General features: G+C 67.4%; 15 protein-coding genes. 11 read left to right on the forward strand and 4 right to left on the reverse strand.

The features are described from left to right. The first annotated feature begins 1 nt into the window (after position 1). On the forward strand, positions 2 to 1174 hold the full coding sequence (locus tag DIE08_RS22860; RefSeq protein WP_124903710.1) for a Gfo/Idh/MocA family protein: 1173 nt from the start codon (positions 2 to 4) through the stop codon (positions 1172 to 1174). Positions 1175 to 1431: 257 nt separating this feature from the next. Then, positions 1432 to 2316: a MurR/RpiR family transcriptional regulator gene (locus DIE08_RS22865; RefSeq protein ID WP_124626518.1), complete on the forward strand. Its 885-nt coding sequence runs from the start codon at positions 1432 to 1434 to the stop codon at positions 2314 to 2316. A 62-nt stretch (positions 2317 to 2378) separates the two neighbouring features. On the opposite strand, the gene DIE08_RS22870 is transcribed toward DIE08_RS22865, so the two are convergent. Beyond that, entirely contained in the window at positions 2379 to 3899 is a 1521-nt protein-coding gene (locus DIE08_RS22870; protein WP_124903712.1) for a CoA-acylating methylmalonate-semialdehyde dehydrogenase, read from the reverse strand. 108 nt (positions 3900 to 4007) lie between these two features. On the opposite strand from DIE08_RS22870, the gene DIE08_RS22875 reads away from it, so the two are divergent. The 7 genes from DIE08_RS22875 to DIE08_RS22905 all read left to right on the forward strand — a co-directional run bounded on the left by DIE08_RS22875 (position 4008) and on the right by DIE08_RS22905 (position 11328). Beyond that, positions 4008 to 4943 carry a LysR family transcriptional regulator gene (locus tag DIE08_RS22875; RefSeq protein WP_059606543.1) on the forward strand — a complete coding sequence of 312 codons (936 nt, stop codon included), beginning with the start codon at positions 4008 to 4010 and terminating at the stop codon, positions 4941 to 4943. A gap of 134 nt (positions 4944 to 5077) precedes the next feature. Beyond that, a complete protein-coding gene (locus DIE08_RS22880) occupies positions 5078 to 5305 on the forward strand; it encodes a sulfurtransferase TusA family protein (protein ID WP_006753156.1) in 228 nt (75 codons plus the stop codon). A 226-nt stretch (positions 5306 to 5531) separates the two neighbouring features. Then, on the forward strand, positions 5532 to 5969 hold the full coding sequence (locus tag DIE08_RS22885; RefSeq protein WP_124903714.1) for a peptidase: 438 nt from the start codon (positions 5532 to 5534) through the stop codon (positions 5967 to 5969). A gap of 252 nt (positions 5970 to 6221) precedes the next feature. Then, positions 6222 to 6926, forward strand: coding sequence for a response regulator transcription factor (locus DIE08_RS22890; RefSeq protein ID WP_006402120.1), 705 nt, complete (start codon positions 6222 to 6224; stop codon positions 6924 to 6926). Then, the gene (locus DIE08_RS22895; protein WP_124903716.1) at positions 6923 to 8278 is read left to right on the forward strand and encodes a FecR domain-containing protein; all 1356 of its coding nucleotides are present in this window, start codon (positions 6923 to 6925) and stop codon (positions 8276 to 8278) included. The genes DIE08_RS22890 and DIE08_RS22895 overlap by 4 nt, the downstream gene beginning before the upstream one ends. Positions 8279 to 8288: 10 nt before the next feature. Continuing rightward, the gene (locus DIE08_RS22900; RefSeq protein ID WP_124903718.1) at positions 8289 to 10676 is read left to right on the forward strand and encodes a CHASE2 domain-containing protein; all 2388 of its coding nucleotides are present in this window, start codon (positions 8289 to 8291) and stop codon (positions 10674 to 10676) included. Positions 10677 to 10713: 37 nt separating this feature from the next. Continuing rightward, positions 10714 to 11328, forward strand: a complete 615-nt coding sequence (locus tag DIE08_RS22905; RefSeq protein ID WP_124903720.1) for a DUF4136 domain-containing protein — start codon at positions 10714 to 10716, stop codon at positions 11326 to 11328. 60 nt (positions 11329 to 11388) lie between these two features. Here the strand turns inward: DIE08_RS22905 and galU are convergent, their stop codons facing one another. Then, complete coding sequence (gene galU / locus DIE08_RS22910; protein WP_059606556.1) at positions 11389 to 12273, reverse strand: UTP--glucose-1-phosphate uridylyltransferase GalU; 885 nt, start codon at positions 12271 to 12273, stop codon at positions 11389 to 11391. Positions 12274 to 12360: 87 nt separating this feature from the next. Further along, positions 12361 to 15228, reverse strand: coding sequence for a valine--tRNA ligase (locus tag DIE08_RS22915; RefSeq protein WP_124903722.1), 2868 nt, complete (start codon positions 15226 to 15228; stop codon positions 12361 to 12363). Positions 15229 to 15441: 213 nt separating this feature from the next. Here DIE08_RS22915 and DIE08_RS22920 point away from each other — a divergent pair, with 213 nt between their 5' ends. Both DIE08_RS22920 and DIE08_RS22925 read left to right on the forward strand, forming a co-directional pair. Next, complete coding sequence (locus DIE08_RS22920; RefSeq protein ID WP_124903724.1) at positions 15442 to 17805, forward strand: UvrD-helicase domain-containing protein; 2364 nt, start codon at positions 15442 to 15444, stop codon at positions 17803 to 17805. Then, positions 17802 to 18599, forward strand: coding sequence for a 5'-methylthioadenosine/adenosylhomocysteine nucleosidase (locus DIE08_RS22925; protein ID WP_124903726.1), 798 nt, complete (start codon positions 17802 to 17804; stop codon positions 18597 to 18599). Before DIE08_RS22920 ends, DIE08_RS22925 begins: the two co-directional genes overlap by 4 nt. Before the next feature lie 38 nt (positions 18600 to 18637). Here the strand turns inward: DIE08_RS22925 and DIE08_RS22930 are convergent, their stop codons facing one another. Next, a complete protein-coding gene (locus DIE08_RS22930) occupies positions 18638 to 19876 on the reverse strand; it encodes an MFS transporter (RefSeq protein ID WP_059606563.1) in 1239 nt (412 codons plus the stop codon). Positions 19877 to 19894 lie beyond the last annotated feature (18 nt).

Below are 19894 nucleotides of genomic sequence, written 5' to 3' on the forward strand. Positions count from 1 at the left end.
CATGATTGACGGACAGATTCTGCTCGGGCATTCGATTCGCTGGGGCATGGTCGGCGGCGGCCTCGGCAGCCAGATCGGCTACAGCCACCGATCGGCCGCGTTGCGCGACGGCAGTTTCCAGCTGGTCGCCGGCGCGTTCGACATCGATGCCGAGCGCGGCCGGCAATTCGGCGTGAAGCTCGGTGTCGACGCGCAACGCTGCTATTCCGACTACCGGACGATGTTCGAAGCCGAGGCGAAGCGCGCCGACGGCATCCGCGCGGTGTCGATCGCGACGCCGAACAACACGCACTTCGAGATCTGCCGCGCGGCGCTGAGCGCTGGGCTGCACGTTGTCTGCGAGAAGCCGCTGTGCTTCACGACCGAGGAGGCCGAGGCGCTGCAGCGGCTGTCGGTCGAGAAGAATCGCATCGTCGGCGTCGCGTACGGTTATTCCGGACACCAGATGATCGAGCAGGCGCGCGAGATGATCGCGCGCGGCGATCTCGGCGAGATCCGCATCGTGCAGATGCAGTTCGCGCACGGCTTCCACAGCGAGGGCGTCGAGGCCGCGAGCGCGGCTGCACGGTGGCGCGTCGACCCGAAGTTCGCGGGCCCGAGCTACGTGCTCGGCGACATCGGCACGCATCCGCTGTACATCTCGGAAGTGATGGCGCCGGAACTGAAGATCAAGCGGCTGATGTGTTCGAGGCAGAGCTTCGTGAAGAGCCGCGCGCCGCTCGAGGACAACGCGTTCACGATCATGGAATACGACACCGGCGCGATCGGCTACGTCTGGTCGAGCGCGGTGAACGCGGGGTCGATGCACGGACAGAAGGTGCGCGTGATCGGCTCGAAGGCGAGCGTCGAATGGTGGGACGAGCATCCGAACCAGTTGCGCTACGAAATCCAGGGGCAGCCCGCGCAGGTGCTCGATCGCGGGATGGGGTATCTGCATCCGCAGGCATTGCGCGAGGATCGCATCGGCGCCGGGCATCCGGAAGGGCTGTTCGAAGCGTGGTCGAACCTGTACGCGCGCTTCGCGCTCGCGATGGACGCCGCCGATCGCGGCGACGGGCAGGCGTTGGAGGGCATCCATTTTCCGGACGTCCGCGCGGGTGTCGAGGGCGTGCGATGGGTCGAGAACTGCGTGCGCTCCGCCGATGCGGGCGGCGTGTGGGTCGACTATCGTTGAGCGATGGAGGGGCGATGCCGGCGTCGGCGTCGGTGAACGCCCTAGTCTTTACGCCGGGGCAAGCACGTTGGAAAATCGTTTCCAGCCAAGCCGTGGAGCGTGTGCAGGTGATGATCGAGCGCGTGGGAGCGAGCGTGCGGCGCGGTCCGTGCCGCAAACGTGATTAAATTCGCCCTTCATGCATGTGTACAGGTGAGTCCCGGGCGGCGTGCGTCGGTATCGCGCGCGCATCGGGGCCGTCAATTTCGCGCTATCCGATGAGTTCATCCGAGAAACCTCCCGCCACCGTCGAGCAGTTCCTGCAGCATCTGACGCAGGAGTACGACGGCCTCAGCAATCGCCTGAAGGTGATCGCGCGTCACGTGGAAACGAATCGGGATCAGCTTGGCCTGGAAGGCATCCAGTCGCTCGCGGAGGCGTGCGGGGTCCAGCCGTCGGCCGTCGTGCGGTTCGCGAAGCATTTCGGCTTTTCCGGCTTCTCCGAGATGCAGCGATTGTTCCGCGAGGGCCTGGCCCAGCAGATCGCGCCGGGCCGCGCGTACAACCTGCGATTGCGCGACGTCATCGAATCGGGCTCGTCGAGCCTGCAGCCCGAGCAGATCGCCGACGAATTCATCAAGGGCAGCATTGCCGGGATGCAGCAGCTGCGGCAGACGCTCGACCCGCAGGCGCTCGCGCAGGCCGTCGACCTGCTCGCCGACACGCAGGCAATCTGGATCGCCGGCTCGCGCCGTGCGTTTCCGATCGCCGTCTATCTCGACTACGCGCTGCAGCATACCGACAAGCGCATCGGCCTGTTCAGCGCGCTAGGCAGCATGCATCTTGGGCAGATCCGGTCGGTGCGCGAAGGCGACGTGATGATCGTGATCTCGTTCATGCCGTACGCGGAAGAGACGGTGCAGGTCGCGCAGCAGGCCGTGCAGCGCGGCGCGCGCCTGATCGCGATCACCGACAGCCGGATGAGCCCGCTGGCGCGGGATGCCGAGGTGACGCTGATGGTGCAGGACAGCGCGACGTTCGGGTTCCGTGCGCTGACCGCGACGATGGGCCTCGCGCAGAGCCTGTTCGTGGCGCTCGCATACCGGCTCGAGTTGTCGTACCTGCCGACCGCCGACGGAGCGCACGGCACGAAGGCCGGCTGACACCGGCCTTCCGCATGCCTGCCGCCCGCGGGCACATCCGGCGGGCGGCATACCCATCGCGCTTACTTCGCGGTCGGCATCGCGAACTCGGCACCCTTGCCGATGCTCGATGACCAGCGCTGCATCACCGACTTCTGGCGCGTGTAGAAGCGCACACCTTCCTCGCCGTATGCATGCATGTCGCCGAACAGGCTCTTCTTCCAGCCGCCGAAGCCGTGCCATGCCATCGGCACCGGAATCGGCACGTTGATGCCGACCATGCCGACCTGGATGCGCCGCGCGAATTCGCGCGCGATGCCGCCGTCGCTCGTGAAGCACGACACGCCATTGCCGAACTCGTGCGCGTTGATCAGGTCGACCGCTTCGCCGAAGTCCTTCACGCGCACGCAGCCGAGCACGGGCCCGAAGATTTCTTCCTTGTAGATGCGCATGTCGGGCGTCACATGATCGAACAGCGTGCCGCCGGTGAAGAAGCCTGCCTCGCGGCCCGGCACGCGCAGCCCGCGCCCGTCGACCACCAGTTGCGCGCCTTCGCTCACGCCTTGCTCGATATAGCCTTCGATGCGCTTCAGCGCTTCGCCGGTGACGATCGGGCCCATCTCGACTTCCGGCGACATCCCGTCGCCGATCACCAGCTTGCGCGCGCGCTCGGCGACCGCCGGCACGATCTTGTCGGCCACGTCGCCGACCAGCACCGCGACGCTGATCGCCATGCAGCGTTCGCCCGCCGAGCCGTACGCGGCGCCGATCAGCGCGTCGACCGCCTGCTCGATGTTCGCGTCGGGCATCACGACGAGGTGGTTCTTCGCGCCGCCGAGCGCCTGCACGCGCTTGCCCGACTGCACCGCACGCTGCTGCACGTAGGCCGCGATCGGCGTCGAGCCGACGAAGCTGACGGCTTGCACATCCGGATGGTCGAGCAGCGCGTCGACCGCGCCCTTGTCGCCCTGCACGACGTTGAACACGCCGGCGGGCAGGCCGGCCTGCGTCAGCAGGTCGGCCATGAACAGCGCCGCCGACGGGTCGCGTTCGCTCGGCTTCAGCACGAACGTGTTGCCCGTCGCGAGCGCGACCGGGAACATCCAGCACGGCACCATGCAGGGGAAGTTGAACGGCGTGATCCCGGCGACAACGCCGAGCGGCTGGCGCATCGTCCAGTTATCGATGCCGGTGCTGACCTGATCGGTGAAGTCGCCCTTCAGAAGCTGCGGCACGCCGCATGCGAATTCGATGATGTCGATGCCGCGCGCGACTTCGCCCTGCGCGTCGGAGAACACCTTGCCGTGCTCGGCCGTGATGATCGCGGCGAGCGCGTCGCGGTGTTCATTCATCAACTGCAGGAAGCGGTGCAGCACGCGTGCGCGGCGGATCGGCGGCGTCTCGGCCCAGGCCGGGAACGCGGCGTGAGCGGACGCGACGGCTTTCTGCACCTCGTCGTCGCCGGCGAGCGCGACGCGGCGCACCGCGCGGCCGAGCGCCGGATTGAGGACGTCCTGGAAGCGGCCGCTGCGGCCGGCAACGGGCGCGCCGTCGACATAGTGGCCGACGTCGGCGTCGGACGTGTAGGCGGGAACCGGGTTCATCGTGTCTCCAGAGGATGGGGGTGGACGGAACCTAGTCTAGGCAAAGCGGCGGGGCGGGAGAAGGCCGCGCAGCTTGATTCACTGTTCAGAATTCTGAATAATCGGTGAATGAATCAGCAAAATGTCCAGGCGCTCTGGCCGCATATCCATTCGCTGACCGTGCTGGCGGCGGCAGGCAGTTTCACGGCCGCCGCGCAGCGGCTCGGCATCAGCAAGGCCGCGATGAGCCAGCGCATCGCCGATCTCGAGAAGGCGGCCGGCGTGCCGCTGGTGCGGCGCACGACGCGCAGCGTTCGGCTCACCGACGCGGGGCAGACGCTGGTCGACAGCACGCGCGACGCGTTCGAATCGATCGGCCAGCACTTCGCGCGCGTGAAGGACCTGGCCGGCGAACCGCGCGGGCTGCTGCGCGTGACGGTGCCCGTCGCGCTGGGGCGCCAGCAGGTCGTGCCGCACTTGCCCGATTTCCTGCGGCAGCATCCGGGCGTGCATATCGAACTCGACCTGTCCGACCGGCTGCATTCGCTGACGCAGGAGGGTTTCGACCTCGCGATCCGCCATACGACGATCGCGCCGCAAACCCACGTCGCGTGGAAGCTGTGCGACACGCGTTCGTTGCTCGTCGCGAGCCGAGACTACCTCGACGCGCGCGGCACGCCGCGCCACCCGAGCGAACTCGTCGACCACAGCTGCCTGTGCTACCTGCGCGACAACGAACCGGCGGCCTGGAGCTTCGAGCCGGACGGCCGCCGGCGCCAGCGCGTGAGCGTGCCCGTGCGCGGCAGCTTTGCGGCGAACAACAGCGAGGCGATGCGCGAGGCCGCGCTCGGCGGGCTCGGCATCGCGCTGCTGCCGGATTTCAGCGCGCGGCGCGATCTCGACGCCGGCCGGCTCGTCGCGCTGCTCGACGGCTGGCGGCCGTCGGGCGCGTTCGGCGACCACATCTTCGCGATTCGGCCGTACAGCCCGGTCGTGCCGAGTGCCGTGCGCGCGCTCGTGCGGCACCTGCGCGAGCGGCTCGCGGGCGGTTTCACGGGCGCCTGACGGGCGAGGGCTCGCGAGGGCGGGCGCGCCGCGCCGCATGACCGGGCCCCGGCCGCGCGGTCAGGGGGGCGCTGCGGTAAAATTGCCGTTTCCTCCCGCGCCCGTGTGGCGCGTCATTCGAAGGTCGACAACCGATGCAGATTCACAAGGAAGTGGATGCGCGCGGGCTCAATTGCCCGTTGCCGATCCTGCGCGCCAAGAAAGCGCTCGCCGATATGGAGAGTGGGCAGATCCTCAAGGTGCTCGCGACCGATCCGGGCTCGCAGCGCGATTTCGCCGCGTTCGCGAAGCAGACGGGCAACGAGATCGTCGAAGTGACGACCCAGGACAAGACGTTCGTATTCCTGATGCGCCGCCGCTGACGGTCCGCATCACGCGCCGCTTGCGGCACCCGCACGGGCAGCGCTCGTTGCGGCCTGGCCGCGCCTCTGACACCTCTGACAATTCTTAAACCTCGTCACACGGCCGGCTGCGTATACTGACCCGGCCGGTCGTCCGTCTCGGATGGATGCGCCGGCCACGGTACGTCACATGAGGCTGGCACGGGGGCCATGCCTGACGCTACCGTCGTACAAACGGGGAGAGGACATGTCCTTCAGACCAGGGACCATTCGAAGTCCGTCCGCAGCGGAATGCATCGCGCCCGCACGCGCGGCGGGGTTGAGCCGGATCGAGCTCGACCCGGAACGGGATCGCCACGCGCGTGCCGCGCTGGAAGCGTATGCCGATTCGGCGGCGGCCGAGATGCCGTGGCTGGCCGAATCGCTCGATGAAAGGCTGCGCGGCGCCGCGCAGGACGACGGCGCAGGCTTCACGTATTGCGGCGCAACGGTCGAGCGCGTGTTCGATATCGCGCAGACGTGGGCGGCGAGCCAGCCCGACTACGCGGCGCCGGCGTGGGAGCGCGTGCGCGGCCAGCTGGAGCGGCTGCTGCGGCAGCCGGAAGATCTCCCGGCCGCGCGGCTGCGGCGCCTGTCGACCGACGATCTGGTCGAGCCGGTGGCCGGCAAGGCGGGCCCCGACTAGGCGCGCGATCGCGCGACGGGAAGGATTATTCGAATAAAGGACCGTAGTTCGCGCAATTTCTTGGCGAATTTCATACTACTATGGTGAAATCGCCGGTTCGTCCGTGCCCCGTTTTCGAGATATTTTGCCGGGGTGCCGTGTCGCGCAGGGTGCGCGCTCGGCAAACGACGGCTCGCCGGCCGGCGTCGGCGGCTGCGCGGGGTGAGCGCGGGGAGCTGAACTGGACGAATCGATTTCGATTTGCGGGGTGCTATGAGAATTGCTGTACTGGATGACGATCCGGCCCAGACGGATTTCGTCAGTCAAACGCTGACGGCCGCCGGCCACACATGCTATGCGTTCAAGGAAGGCAAGGCCCTGAAGAAGCGTCTGCAGCGCGAGACGTTCGATCTGCTCGTGCTCGACTGGAATGTGCCGGACATGTCCGGCGAGGAAGTGCTCAAGTGGGTGCGTGCGAACCAGACCGAGCACAGCCTGCCGATCATCTTCATGACGAGCCGCGACGACGAGGCGGGGATCACGCAGATCCTCAACGCCGGCGCCGACGATTACGTGGTCAAGCCCGTGTCGGGCCCGATCCTGCGCGCGCGCATCGGCTCGCTGCTGCGGCGCGCGTATCCGGTCAACGCGGAGGCGACCGTTCGCGAGTTCGACCAGTTCCGCTTCGACGTGAACCTGAAGCAGGCGTACGTCGGCGACAAGGCCGTGAGCCTCACGCAGAAGGAATTCGAGCTCGCGCTGCTGCTGTTCCAGCACCTCGACCGACCGCTGTCGCGCGCGCACATTCTCGATCTCGTGTGGAAGCAGGCGACCGACATTCCGTCGCGCACGATGGACACGCACATCTCGATGCTGCGCACGAAGCTCGGCCTGCGGCCGGAAAACGGCTATCGCCTCGCGCCGATCTACGGCTACGGCTACCGGCTCGAGCGGGTCGGCCAGGGAGAACCGGAGTGACCCAGCGAATCACGCAGCGCACGGCGCGCTTGCGCACGGCGGCACTGTACGCGGCGTGCGCGGTCGCGTTCGCGGCACAGCCGGCCGTTGCGCAGCCGCCCGCTGCCGTGGGCAAGACGGTCGTCTACCGCACGCATGCCGGCGACACGCTGTACGACGTCGCCGCGCGCTACCTGCAGGGGCCGGACGACTGGCAACTCCTGCAGCAGATCAACGGCGTGCCCGCGCCGAAGCGCCTGCAGCCGGGCGTTGTGCTGAAGCTGCCCGTCGCGCGCTTGCGCAAGGAAAAGCTGACCGCGCGCGTCGTCGCAGTGCAGGGCACGGCCGAGCGCGCGTCCGGCGCCGCTTACGCGCCGCTCGTGAGCGATGCGACGCTCACCGAGGGCGACCGCGTGCGCACGGGCGCGAACGGCTTCCTGACGCTTGAACTGGCCGATGGCACGCACATGAGCCTGCCGCCCGACAGTCAGCTCGACCTGAAGACCTTGCGCCGCACCGTGCTGACCGGCACGCTCGATCGCGAATTCGAACTCACGCGCGGCTCGGTCGACAGCGAGGTCACGCATCTGAAGAAGCGCGACGACCGCTTCCAGATCCGCTCGCCGTCGGTCGTGGCCGGTGTGCGCGGCACGCGGTTCCGCGTGAACTACGACGCCGCCGGCAACGCGGCGACGCGCGTCGAGGTGCTCGACGGCACCGTCGGCGTCGCGGGCAAGCAGCAGTCGGCCGATCCGACGCTCGTGCATGCGAACTTCGGCAGCGTCTCGACGTCGTCCGGCGCGGTCGGCGCACCCGTGCCACTGCTGCCGGCGCCCGCGCTCATGCATCCCGACAAGGTGCAGGACGAGTCCGACCTCACCTTCGACATCGTGCCGCTCGAGCGTGCGCATGCCTATCACCTGCAGCTCGCGCGCGATGCGGGCATGCTCGAGCTGTTCAGCGAAACGCGCACGGTCTCGTCGCGCGCGGTGTTCCGCGAGGTGCCGAACGGTACGTACTTCGTCCGGATTGCCGCGATTGACGACAACGGCCTCGAAGGCATGCCGCACATTTACGCGTTCGAGCGGCGCCTGATGGGGCTCGACGCGACCGCGTCGCCCGGCCCGAACGGCTATGAGTTCCGCTGGTCGCCGGACGGCGCGAGCAAGGATGCGCGTTATCGGTTCGTGCTGTCGCGCTCGAAGGACCTGAGCGCTCCGGTCGTCGACCAGATGGGCCTGCAGGCGCGCAGGATCACGGTTTCGCACCTGCCGCCCGGCGACTACTACTGGGCGGTGACGGTCGAGGAGTTCGACGGCGGCAAGTTCTATCAGAAGACGAGTCCGGTCAGCGCGTTCACGTTGTCGCGCTGACCCGCGGCGCATGAAAACCGACTCCGTTTCCCCGCGGCGGCGCCTCGGCCGCCGCTTCCTGATCGAGTGGATCGCGATCGGCTGCCTCGGGATCGCGGTGATCCTCGCGTGCGCGTTCGGCAGGTTCTCGTCGAGCGTCGACGGGCTCATCTATGACCGGCTGCTGATGCTGCGCAGCCTGCCGTTGTCGCCCGATGTCGTCGTCGTCGACATCGACAACCAGAGCGTGTCCGCGCTCGGTCGCTGGCCGTGGCCGCGCAGCGTGCACGCGCGGCTGCTCGACACGCTGGCGCGTGCGCAGCCGGCTGCCGTCGTCTACGACGTGCTGTTTACCGAGCCGTCGCCGGAAGATCGCGCGTTCGCGGACGCAATGACCCGTGTGCCGACCTTCCTGCCTGTCTTGCTGAGTCCCGAGCAGGCGGACGGCACGCGCACCATCGATCCGCCGGTGGCCGAGCTGTCGGCACGCACGACGGGGCTTGGCCACATCAATCTCGAAGTCGACCCCGACGGTATCGTGCGCAGCGTCGCGCTGTTCGAAAGCGACGGACGCGTGCGCTGGCCGCAACTGATGGTGCCCGTCTATCGTGCGATCCAGGCCGGCCGGCTGCATCCGGTCGGCGGTGTGCCCGGCGCGAATGCGCACGACCTGTCGCGCGACGCGACCGGCGAGGGCCGCTACCTGATCCCGTTCAGCCGCAACACGCCCGCCTATCCGACGCTGTCGTTCGACGACGTGCTCGAAGGGCGTGTGAAACCCGACGCGCTGCGCGGCAAGATCGTTGTCGTCGGCGTGACCGCATCGGGCCTCTACGACCGCTTCGCGACCCCGGTGTCGGGTGACTTTGGCCCGCTCGCCGGCGTGTACATTCATGCGAACGTGCTCGACATGCTGGCCACCGGCAGCGCGATCCTGCCCGCGTCTCGTATCTGGCTCTTCGCCGCATCGCTGCTGCCGCTCGCCGTGCTGCTGGGCGGATTCCTGATGCTGTCGCCGTGGCGCGCGCTGCTGCTGACGCTGAGCCTGGCCGCGCTGTCCGTCGTCGCGAGCCTGGCGCTGCTGTTCGAGGCGCGCGTGTGGCTGTCGCCCGCGCCGGCGATCTTCGGGCTGATCGCCGTCTACCCGATCTGGAACTGGCGGCGCCTGGAAATGACGATGTCCTACCTGCGCCGCGAGCTGCAGCGGCTGGCCGACGAGCCGCATCTGCTGCCCGAGGCGCCGCGCACGCGCAGCGTCGGCGGCGACGTGCTCGAACGGCAGATGGCGTTGATGGCGCAGGCCGCGCAGCGCGTCCAGGACATGAAGCGCTTCGTGTGGGACAGCCTCGACAGCATGCCGGAGCCGATCTTCGTCACGGACCTGGCCGGGACCGTGCTGATCGCGAACCATGCGGCGAAGCGCTACGGGGAACGCCTCGCGCTGCCGCTGCCGGAAGGGCGGCCGCTGCGCGCCGCGCTCGGCGAGCTGACCTTCATGAAGACCGTCGACGGCAACGCCGAACACGACGTCACGATCCGCGAACACTGGCCGGCCGCGCTCGACCCGACGCTCGGGGCCGAAGACGAAGCGATGGCGCGCGGCATCGAGGTGCGCGATCGCGACGGGCTCGACCATCTGTTACGCTACGCCCCGTGTACGAATGCGCAGGGCCACGTGACGGGCTGGATCGCCGGCCTCGTCGACGTGACCGAACTGCACGCGGCCGAGCGGCAGCGCGAGGAGGCGCTGCACCTGCTGTCGCACGACATGCGCTCGCCGCAGTCGTCGATCCTCGCGCTCGTTGAGATCGAGCGCGATCGCGTCGAAACCGACGCGATGCGCGGGCTGCTCGCGCGGATCGAGCGGTATGCGCACCGCGCGCTGTCACTCGCCGACGAGTTCGTGCAGCTGGCGCGCGCGGAGTCGCAGGCATATCAGCTCGAACCGACCAGTCTCGTCGACGTGCTGATCGATGCGAGCGACGAAGTCTGGCCGCAGGCGCAGGCGAAGCGCATCCGCATCGAGACCGACGTCGGCACCGACATGTGCTGGGCGCGCGCCGACCGCTCGCTGATCACGCGCGCGTTCGTCAACTTGCTGAACAATGCGGTCAAATACAGTCCGTCCGACACGGTGATCACGTGTACGCTGACGGTCGAGCATGCGTCGAAGCGGATGTTCTGTACGATTCGCGATCAGGGGTACGGCATTGCGCCGGAAGATCAGCGGCATCTGTTCGAGCGTTTCAAGCGATTCCATGCGGGCGAGCGGCCTGAAATCTCGGGCTCGGGGCTCGGCATGGCATTCGTGAAGACGGTCGTCACGCGCCACGGCGGCAGCGTGACGGTCGACAGCGAAGTGGGTGTCGGCACCGCGGTGACGGTGTCGCTGCCCGCGATCGACGAGCCGTCCGCCTGACAGGGCCGGGCACGACGGCAGGCATTTGGGGGAAGTCATGAGAAAGGAATGGGCAGCGACCGCGCTGGCGGTGGCGCTGTTGACGGGTTGCGCCGGCGTCACGACCGGCGTGAGCGCGCTCGGGCAGCCGACCGCGTTCGAATCCGGGGCGCACGACTACGATTTCGTTCGCACGGCCGCGCAGGCGGACGACGCCGAATACCGGCAGATCGAGACGCTCGTGCGCGACGAACTCGCGCACCGCGGCTTCGACGCGCAGCCCGGCCAGGCCGCGCGCTACCGGCTGTCGATCGCGTACGCGACGCAGCCGGCGTCGGTCGCGGCGACGGCCGACCAGTGCGGCGCGGCAAGCAGCGCGTGCGTGACCGTCGACGGGCCGGCACCGTTGGCGCTGCCGTTCGCCGGCAAGGTGTACCGCCACGTGCTGACGCTGCGTTTCGTCGACGCGAAGTCGGGCGCCGACGTCTATCGCGTGTCGGCGTCGATGCGCGATCGCGATGCGGGCACGCAGCGGGCCGCGCCGACGCTCGTGAAGAGCGCGCTCGCGAAGCTGCCGTTCGAGCAGGGCGACGGCTGGCTCGTGAAGACGAAAAAAGACGACGCGGGCGCAATGCCAAGCGTCGTCTCGGTGAAGTCGGCCGCCATCCGCTGACGCGCCGGCCGTGAGGTGAGGGCGGGCCCGCCGCGCAGGCGAGGCCGGCCCGTGCCGCGTTCAGGCAGCCGGGTGCCCGTTGCCGCGCGCGCGCAGGTACGCGTCGAACTCTGCGCCGACTTCCGGGTGGCGCAGTGCGAATTCGACCGTCGCCTTCAGGTAGCCGAGCTTGCTGCCGCAGTCGTAGCGCGTGCCCTGGTACTTGTACGCCAGCACCTGTTCATCGGCGAGCAGCGCCTGGATCGCGTCGGTGAGCTGCAACTCGCCGCCCGCACCCGGCTTCAGCGCGCGCAGGTGTTGGAAGATCCGCGGCTTCAGGATGTAGCGGCCGACCACGCCGAGGTTCGACGGCGCGACTTCCGGCGCCGGCTTCTCGACGATCGCCGACATCTTGACGATCGACTCTTCCCATTCCTTGCCGTCGACGATGCCGTACGACTTCGTCTCCGACGGCGGGATCTCTTCCACGCCGATCACAGAGCTGTGATAGTGGTCGAACACATCGACCATCTGCTTCATCACGGGCGGGTTGCCGTCGAGCAGGTCGTCGGCGAGGATCACCGCGAACGGGTTGTCGGCGACGAGCTTCTCCGCGCACAGCACCGCATGGCCGAGGCCGAGTGCTTCCGGCTGGCGCACGTAGAAGCAGTCGACGTGGCTCGGCTTGATGCTGCGCACGAGTTCGAGCAGTTTTTCCTTGCCGCGCGCCTCGAGTTCGGCCTCGACTTCGTACGACTTGTCGAAGTGATCCTCGATCGCGCGCTTGCTGCGCCCGGTCACGAAGATCATCTCGGTGATGCCTGCGGCGATCGCTTCCTCGACGGCGTACTGGATCAGCGGCTTGTCGACGACGGGCAGCATTTCCTTCGGGCTCGCCTTCGTTGCCGGGAGGAACCGCGTGCCGAGACCGGCAACGGGGAATACCGCCTTGGTGACTTTCAACATGATCGAACCTTTATTCCTGTAATCGACTTGTCAGACAGTCTATGTTCACGTTCCGATTATAGTGAACGCAAACGACCTTACTGTTTGTTACGCAGGCAACCGATCGAGCTGAGCGCGCAGTTTTTCCAGCGTGCTCTGGAATTCCGCGACGCGCTTCTGCTCCTGTTCGACCACGGCCGGCGGCGCTTTCGCGACGAACGCCTCGTTGCCGAGCTTCGCGTTGCACTTCGCGATTTCGCCCGTCAGACGCGCGATTTCCTTCGACAGGCGCTCGCGTTCGGCCGCGACGTCGATTTCCACCTTCAGCACCAGCTTGTTCGGGCCCACGATCGCGATCGGCGCGCCGTGCGCCGCCTGGTCGAGCGTCGCTTCGTCGGCCAGGATCTGCACTTCCGACAGGCGGGCGAGGGCCTGGACGTACGGCGCGAACGAGCGCAGGCGCTCGGCATCGCCGGCCGCGAGCAGCGGCACCTTGGTCGCCGGCGACAGGTTCATCTCGCCGCGCAGGTTGCGGCACGCGTCGACGATCGCCTTCAGGTCGGCCGCCCATTGCTCCGATGCCTCGTCGATCTTCTGCAGGTTCGCAATCGGATACGCCTGCGTCATCAGCGACGCTTCGCCCTCGGCGTTGCCTTGCGGATAACGGCCGGCGAGCGGCGCGACCTTCTGCCAGAGCGCTTCGGTGATGAACGGAATGATCGGGTGCGCGAGGCGCAGCACCGTTTCCAGCACGCGCAGCAGTGTGCGGCGCGTCGCGCGCTGCTGTTCCGGCGTGCCGTTCTGGATCTGCACCTTCGCGAGTTCGAGGTACCAGTCGCAGTACTCGTCCCACACGAACTTGTAGATGCTGGTGGCGATGTTGTCGAAGCGGTAGTCGGCGAAGCCCTTCGCGATGTCGGCCTCGGTGCGCTGCAGGAGCGACACGATCCAGCGGTCGGCCGCCGAGAAGTCGAGGTAGCCGCCGGGGCCGCAGTCGCCCGCGCCGCACACTTCCGGCTTGTCGGCGCCGCAGTCGTGGCCTTCGCAGTTCATCAGCACGAAGCGCGTGGCGTTCCACAGCTTGTTGCAGAAGTTGCGATAGCCTTCGCAGCGCGCGAGGTCGAAATTCACGTTGCGGCCGAGCGTCGCCATCGACGCCATCGTGAAGCGCAGCGCGTCGGTGCCGAACGCGGCGATGCCGTCCGGGAATTCCTTGCGCGTCTTCTTCTCGATGGTGGCGGCCTGTTTCGGGTTCATCAGGCCCGTCGTGCGCTTCGCGACCAGCGTCTCGAGGTCGATGCCGTCGACGATGTCGATCGGGTCGAGCGTGTTGCCCTTGCTCTTCGACATCTTCTGGCCTTCCGCGTCGCGCACGAGGCCGTGCACGTAGACCGTGTGGAACGGCACCTTGCCGGTGAAGTGCGTCGTCATCATCACCATCCGGGCGACCCAGAAGAAGATGATGTCGAAGCCCGTGACGAGTACCGACGACGGCAGGAAGTGCTTCAGTTCAGGCGTTTCGTTCGGCCAGCCGAGCGACGAGAACGGCACGAGCGCCGACGAGAACCACGTGTCGAGCACGTCTTCATCGCGCTTCAGCGCGCCCGTGTAGCCTTGCGCGGCGGCCTTCGCGCGCGCGTCTGCCTCGTTGCGTGCGACGAACACCTCGCCGTTCTCGCCGTACCATGCGGGAATCTGGTGGCCCCACCACAGCTGGCGCGAGATGCACCAGTCCTGGATGTTCTCGAGCCACTGGTAGTAGGTGGTCGTCCAGTTTTCCGGCACGAACTTGATCTGGCCGTTGCGCACGACGTCGAGCGACGTTTCGGTGATCGACTTGCCCGGGTTGAACGTGCCTTCCGGCGCCGGCTTCGTCATCGCGACGAACCACTGGTCGGTCAGCATCGGCTCGATCACGACGCCCGTGCGGTCGCCGCGCGGCACCATCAGCTTGTGCGGCTTCACGGAGTCGAGGAAGCCTTCCGCATCGAGGTCGGCGACGATCGCCTTGCGCGCGTCGAAGCGGTCGAGGCCGCGATACTGCTCGGGGCCGTTGTCGTTGATCTTGGCGTCGAGCGTCAGGATCTCGATCGGCGTGAGGTTGTGGCGCAGGCCGACCTGGTAGTCGTTGAAGTCGTGCGCGGGCGTGACCTTCACGACCCCCGTGCCGAACTCGCGGTCGACGTAGTCGTCGGCGATCACCGGGATCTCGCGGCCCGTCAGCGGCAGCGTGACGAGCTTGCCGATCAGGTGCGCGTAGCGCTCGTCCTCCGGATGGACCATCAGCGCGACGTCGCCGAGCATCGTCTCGGGACGCGTCGTCGCGACGGTCAGCGAGCCCGAACCGTCGACGAGCGGGTAGCGGATGTGCCACAGGTGGCCGTTTTCCTCCTCGCTCGCGACCTCGAGATCCGACACCGCGGTGAGCAGCACCGGATCCCAGTTGACGAGGCGCTTGCCGCGGTAGATCAGGCCCTGTTCGTAGAGCGTGACGAACACGTCGCGCACGGCGGCGGACATCTTGTCGTCCATCGTGAAGTATTCGCGCGACCAGTCGGGCGACGCGCCGAGGCGGCGCACCTGGCCGGTGATCGTCGAACCGGACTTTTCCTTCCATTCCCACACGCGCTCGACGAACTTCTCACGGCCGAGGTCGTGTCGCGACACGCCCTGTGCGTCGAGCTGGCGCTCGACGACGATCTGGGTCGCGATCCCCGCGTGGTCGGTGCCGGGCAGCCACAGTGTGTTCTCGCCGAGCATCCGGTGGTAGCGGGTGAGGCCGTCCATGATCGTCTGGTTGAACGCGTGGCCCATGTGCAGCGTGCCCGTCACGTTCGGCGGCGGCAACTGGATCGAGAAATCGGGGCGGGCCGGATCGAAGGCCGGGGCCGCATAGCCGCGCTTTTCCCACTCCGGCCCCCATTGGGACTCGATGGTGCGGGGCTCGAAACTCTTCGCAAGCGTGTTGTCGCTCATGGTGGAAATCTGCCGAAAAATGCGTGAATTGGATGCCGAATCTGACAATTATAAATGGATGCACATCGGCCAGCCATCGCTTGGCCGCGCGGGCAGGTCGCAGGGGCGCCGCAACGCGGGCGACGGCATGCGGCGGAACGGATCGAAAACGGCATCGCGCGGCCGACTTATAATGGCGGGTCCGCACTTTTCTCGCACGTCCGCTGCCGCTCCATGCCCGATCTGCTCGCCAATCTGAACCCTGAACAATACGCCGCCGTCACGCTGCCGAACGAACCGGCGCTGATCCTCGCGGGGGCGGGCAGCGGCAAGACCCGCGTGCTGATCACGCGCATCGCGTGGCTGATTCAGCAGGGCTACGCGTCGCCGGCCACCGTGCTTGCCGTCACCTTCACGAACAAGGCCGCGCGCGAAATGATGGCGCGGCTGTCGGCGATGATGCCGATCGACACGCGCGGCATGTGGATCGGCACGTTCCACGGGCTGTGCAACCGGATGCTGCGCACGCACTGGCGCGACGCCGGCCTGCCGCAGACCTTCCAGATCCTCGACACGGCCGACCAGTTGTCCGCGATCAAGCGGCTGATGAAGGCGGCGAATGTCGACGACGAAAAATATCCGCCGAAGAACGTCCAGTACTTCATCAACAACGCGAAGGAGCAGGGGCTGCGTCCCGACAAGGTCGACGCGTCCGACAACTTCAACCGCAAGTTCGTCGAGCTCTACCAGGCGTACGACCAGCAGTGCCAGCGCGAGGGTGTCGTCGACTTCCCCGAACTGCTGCTGCGCTGCTACGAGCTGCTCGCGTACAACGCGCCGCTGCGCGCGCACTACCAGGCGCGCTTCAAGCATATTCTCGTCGACGAGTTCCAGGACACCAACAAGCTGCAGTACGCGTGGCTCAAGATGCTCGCGGGCGGCGAGAACGCGATCTTCGCTGTCGGCGACGACGACCAGTCTATCTACGCGTTCCGCGGTGCGAACGTCGGCAACATGCGCGACTTCGAAGACGAATTCCGCGTGCGCAACCTGATCAAGCTCGAGCAGAACTACCGGTCGCACGGCAACATCCTCGACGCGGCGAACCAGCTGATCTCGAACAACTCGCATCGCCTCGGCAAGAACCTGCGCACCGACGCCGGCCATGGCGAGCCCGTGCGCGTGTACGAGGCGAGCACCGATGCGCAGGAAGCCGGCTGGATCGTCGAGGAGATCCGCTCGCTGATCAACACCGGGATGTCGCGCAGCGAGGTGGCCGTCCTGTATCGCAGCAATGCGCAGTCGCGTGCGATCGAGCACACGCTGATGACGTCGGGCATCCCGTATCGCGTGTACGGCGGCCTGCGCTTCTTCGAGCGCCAGGAAGTGAAGCACGCGCTCGCGTACCTGCGCCTGATCGACAACCCGAACGACGACACCGCGTTCGTGCGCGTCGTGAATTTCCCGACGCGCGGGATCGGCGCGCGCTCGATCGAGCAGCTCGCGGACGCCGCGCGCCTGTACGACTGCTCGATGGCCGCGGCGATCCCGTACGTCACCGGCAAGGCCGGCACGAGCCTCGGCGCGTTCGCGAACCTCGTCGCGAAGATGCGCGCCGAGACGCAGCAGATGAGCCTGCCGGAAATGGTCGAATACGTCGTGCGCGCGAGTGGCCTCGCCGATTTCTACCAGGGCGAGCGTGAAGGCCAGGACCGCCTCGAGAACTTGCAGGAACTCGTGAACGCGGCCACCGCGTTCGTGAGCGAGGAAGGCTACGGGCTCGATGCGCCGGCCCGCTCGATTCCGCTGCGCGCGGGCGCGATCGCGGCGCCGGAGCTTGGCGTGGACGTGGACGATCCGACAGTCGAGGTGCTCGATCCGGCGCCGCTCGGCGACCCCGCGCAGAACCCCGACACGATGACGCCGCTCGCGGGCTTCCTGTCGCACGCGTCGCTGGAGGCCGGCGACAACCAGGCGCAGGCCGGCCAGGACGCGGTGCAGCTGATGACGGTGCACGCGGCGAAGGGTCTCGAATTCTCGGCTGTGTTCATCACCGGCCTCGAGGAAGGGCTGTTCCCGCACGAGAACAGCGTGCTCGAATCGGATGGTCTCGAGGAAGAGCGGCGGCTGATGTATGTTGCGATCACGCGCGCGAAGGAGCGGCTCTACCTGTCGTTCGCGCAGAGCCGGATGCTGCACGGCCAGACGCGATACAACGTGCGCTCGCGCTTTTTCGACGAATTGCCGGAGCACGTGCTGAAGTGGCTCACGCCGAAGGTCGAGGCGGGTTCGCGCTGGGGCGGCCGCTCGGACAACGCCGGCTGGGGGCGCGACTGGTTCGCGCGGCCGGGCGGCGGCAGTCGCGAGCAGGTCGTCGACGCGGCGGTCTCCGCGCCGCTGCCGGCGTTCGCGAACAAGCAGCGCGCGGCCGACACCGGCTTCCGCATCGGCCAGCAGGTATTCCATACCAAGTTCGGCGAGGGGACGGTCACTGCGCTCGAAGGCAACGGCGCCGATGCGAAGGCGCAGGTGAAGTTCAAACGGCACGGCGAGAAGTGGCTCGCGCTGGCGGTCGCGAAACTGCAGGCGGTGGAATGATGACCATCGCCATGACTGAAACGGTTTCGACGCGCCCGCTCGGCATTCTGGCAGCGCTGCCCGAGGAACTCGGCGACCTGATCGCCGCGATGCGTGCCGAAGGCGTGATGAAGACGATCACGCTCGGTCGCCGCGATTATCACGTCGGCACCGTGCACGGCGCGGCCTGCGTCGTCACGCTCGCGCGGGTCGGCAAGGTTGCGGCCGCCGCGACGGTCAGCGCACTGATTCATGTGTTCGGCGTGTCCGGCATCGTATTCACCGGCGTCGCCGGTGGCGTGTCGCGCACGGTACGCGTCGGCGACGTCGTCGTCGCCGATCTGCTGCTGCAGCACGATCTCGACGCGTCGCCGCTGTTTCCGCGCTACGAGGTGCCGCTGCTCGGCATCACGCGGTTCGCGACCGATGCGGCGCTGACGGCTCGTCTGAAGGCCGCGTGCACGCTGTTCGTCGCCGAGGAGGGCGCGCGGTTCGCCGAGCGTTTCGGGCTGGCGGGTGCGACGTTGCACGGCGGGCTGATCATCAGCGGCGACCGCTTCGTGTCGAGCGAGCGGGAAGTCGTCGCGCTGCGCGACGCGCTGCCGGACGCGCTCGCGGTCGAGATGGAAGGTGCGGCGATCGCGCAGGTGTGCGCCGAGCACGACGTGCCGTTCGCCATCGTGCGCACGATCTCCGATACGGCCGACGATCACGCGACGCAGTCGTTCTCGCATTTCCTGTCGGCGATCGCGAGCAGCTATTCGTCCGGCATCCTCAAGCGTTTCCTTTCGCTGCATGCGACGACGGCGGCCTGAAGCCGCCGTCGCACTGTCCCTTCGAATCGGCCGGTTCGTCACGTCTTCTTGCGCCGGCTGCTTTCGAGGTTCGGCAGGAACACCGTCAGCACGCCGATCAGCGGCAGGAACGAGCACACCTTGTAGACGAACGTGATGCTCGTCGCGTCCGCGAGCTGGCCGAGCACGGCGGCACCCACGCCGCCCAGGCCGAACGCGAAGCCGAAGAACAGGCCCGCGACCATCCCGACCTTGCCGGGCATCAGCTCCGTCGCATAGACGAGGATCGCGGCGAACGCCGACGCCAGCACGACGCCGATGATCACGCTCAGCACGCTTGTCCAGAACAGGTTCGCGTACGGCAGCAGCAGCGTGAACGGCGCGACACCGAGGATCGACACCCAGATCACGTACTTGCGGCCGATCCGGTCGCCAACCGGGCCGCCGATCAGCGTGCCGGCCGCGACCGCCGCGAGGAACACGAACAGGTGGATCTGCGCGGCCTGCACCGACAGGTGGAACTTGTCGATCAGGTAGAACGTGAAATAGCTGTTGATGCTTGCGAGGTAGAAGTACTTCGAGAAGACCAGCAGCACCAGCACGCCGATCGCGGCGAGCACGCGGCCCTGCGACAGCGTCGGATGGCCGGCCGCCGCGGCCTTCTTCTTCATCGACGGATGCTTCTTGTACCAGTGGCCGATCTGCGTGAGGACGACCATCGCGACGAGCGCGGCCGCCGAGAACCACGCAATGCTGTGCTGGCCGTGCGGAATGATCACCAGCGCGGCGAGCAGCGGCCCGAGTGCCGAACCTGCGTTGCCGCCGACCTGGAACAGCGACTGCGCGAGCCCGTGCTGGCCGCCCGATGCCATCCGCGCGACGCGCGACGATTCCGGATGGAACACCGATGAGCCGCAGCCGACCAGCGCCGCCGCCGCCAGCAGCGTCGGGAAGTTCTGCGCGGCCGACATCAGCAGCAGCCCCGCGAGGGTGAAGCCCATCCCGACCGGCAGCGAATACGGTTTCGGCCGCTTGTCCGTGTACAGGCCGACAAGCGGCTGCAGCAGCGACGCGGTGATCTGGTAGGTCAGCGTGATCAGGCCGATCTGCGCGAACGACAGCGCGAACTGGCTCTTGAGCATCGGATAGATCGCGAGGATCAACGACTGGATCATGTCGTTGAGCATGTGCGAGAAGCTGATCGCGCCGAGCACGGGGTAAACGGTACGCGGAGCGGGTGGGGCAGACGGCTGGGCTGCGGCTGTTGCGCCGGCGCCCGTATCGAGGCTGGTTTCCATGTGAGCTGAGCGAGTTGA

Source organism: Burkholderia sp. Bp9004, assembly GCF_003858025.1.
Taxonomy (GTDB): Bacteria; Pseudomonadota; Gammaproteobacteria; order Burkholderiales; family Burkholderiaceae; genus Burkholderia; species Burkholderia diffusa.

Excerpts from the sequence above, each read along its gene's own strand:
- DIE08_RS22860 (WP_124903710.1), top strand. The coding sequence starts at position 2 with ATGATTGACGGACAGATTCTGCTCGGGCATTCGATTCGCTGGGGCATG.
- DIE08_RS22865 (WP_124626518.1), top strand. The coding sequence starts at position 1,432 with ATGAGTTCATCCGAGAAACCTCCCGCCACCGTCGAGCAGTTCCTGCAG.
- DIE08_RS22870 (WP_124903712.1), bottom strand. The coding sequence starts at position 3,899 with ATGAACCCGGTTCCCGCCTACACGTCCGACGCCGACGTCGGCCACTAT.
- DIE08_RS22875 (WP_059606543.1), top strand. The coding sequence starts at position 4,008 with ATGAATCAGCAAAATGTCCAGGCGCTCTGGCCGCATATCCATTCGCTG.
- DIE08_RS22880 (WP_006753156.1), top strand. The coding sequence starts at position 5,078 with ATGCAGATTCACAAGGAAGTGGATGCGCGCGGGCTCAATTGCCCGTTG.
- DIE08_RS22885 (WP_124903714.1), top strand. The coding sequence starts at position 5,532 with ATGTCCTTCAGACCAGGGACCATTCGAAGTCCGTCCGCAGCGGAATGC.
- DIE08_RS22890 (WP_006402120.1), top strand. The coding sequence starts at position 6,222 with ATGAGAATTGCTGTACTGGATGACGATCCGGCCCAGACGGATTTCGTC.
- DIE08_RS22900 (WP_124903718.1), top strand. The coding sequence starts at position 8,289 with ATGAAAACCGACTCCGTTTCCCCGCGGCGGCGCCTCGGCCGCCGCTTC.
- DIE08_RS22905 (WP_124903720.1), top strand. The coding sequence starts at position 10,714 with ATGAGAAAGGAATGGGCAGCGACCGCGCTGGCGGTGGCGCTGTTGACG.
- galU (WP_059606556.1), bottom strand. The coding sequence starts at position 12,273 with ATGTTGAAAGTCACCAAGGCGGTATTCCCCGTTGCCGGTCTCGGCACG.
- DIE08_RS22915 (WP_124903722.1), bottom strand. The coding sequence starts at position 15,228 with ATGAGCGACAACACGCTTGCGAAGAGTTTCGAGCCCCGCACCATCGAG.
- DIE08_RS22920 (WP_124903724.1), top strand. The coding sequence starts at position 15,442 with ATGCCCGATCTGCTCGCCAATCTGAACCCTGAACAATACGCCGCCGTC.
- DIE08_RS22925 (WP_124903726.1), top strand. The coding sequence starts at position 17,802 with ATGATGACCATCGCCATGACTGAAACGGTTTCGACGCGCCCGCTCGGC.
- DIE08_RS22930 (WP_059606563.1), bottom strand. The coding sequence starts at position 19,876 with ATGGAAACCAGCCTCGATACGGGCGCCGGCGCAACAGCCGCAGCCCAG.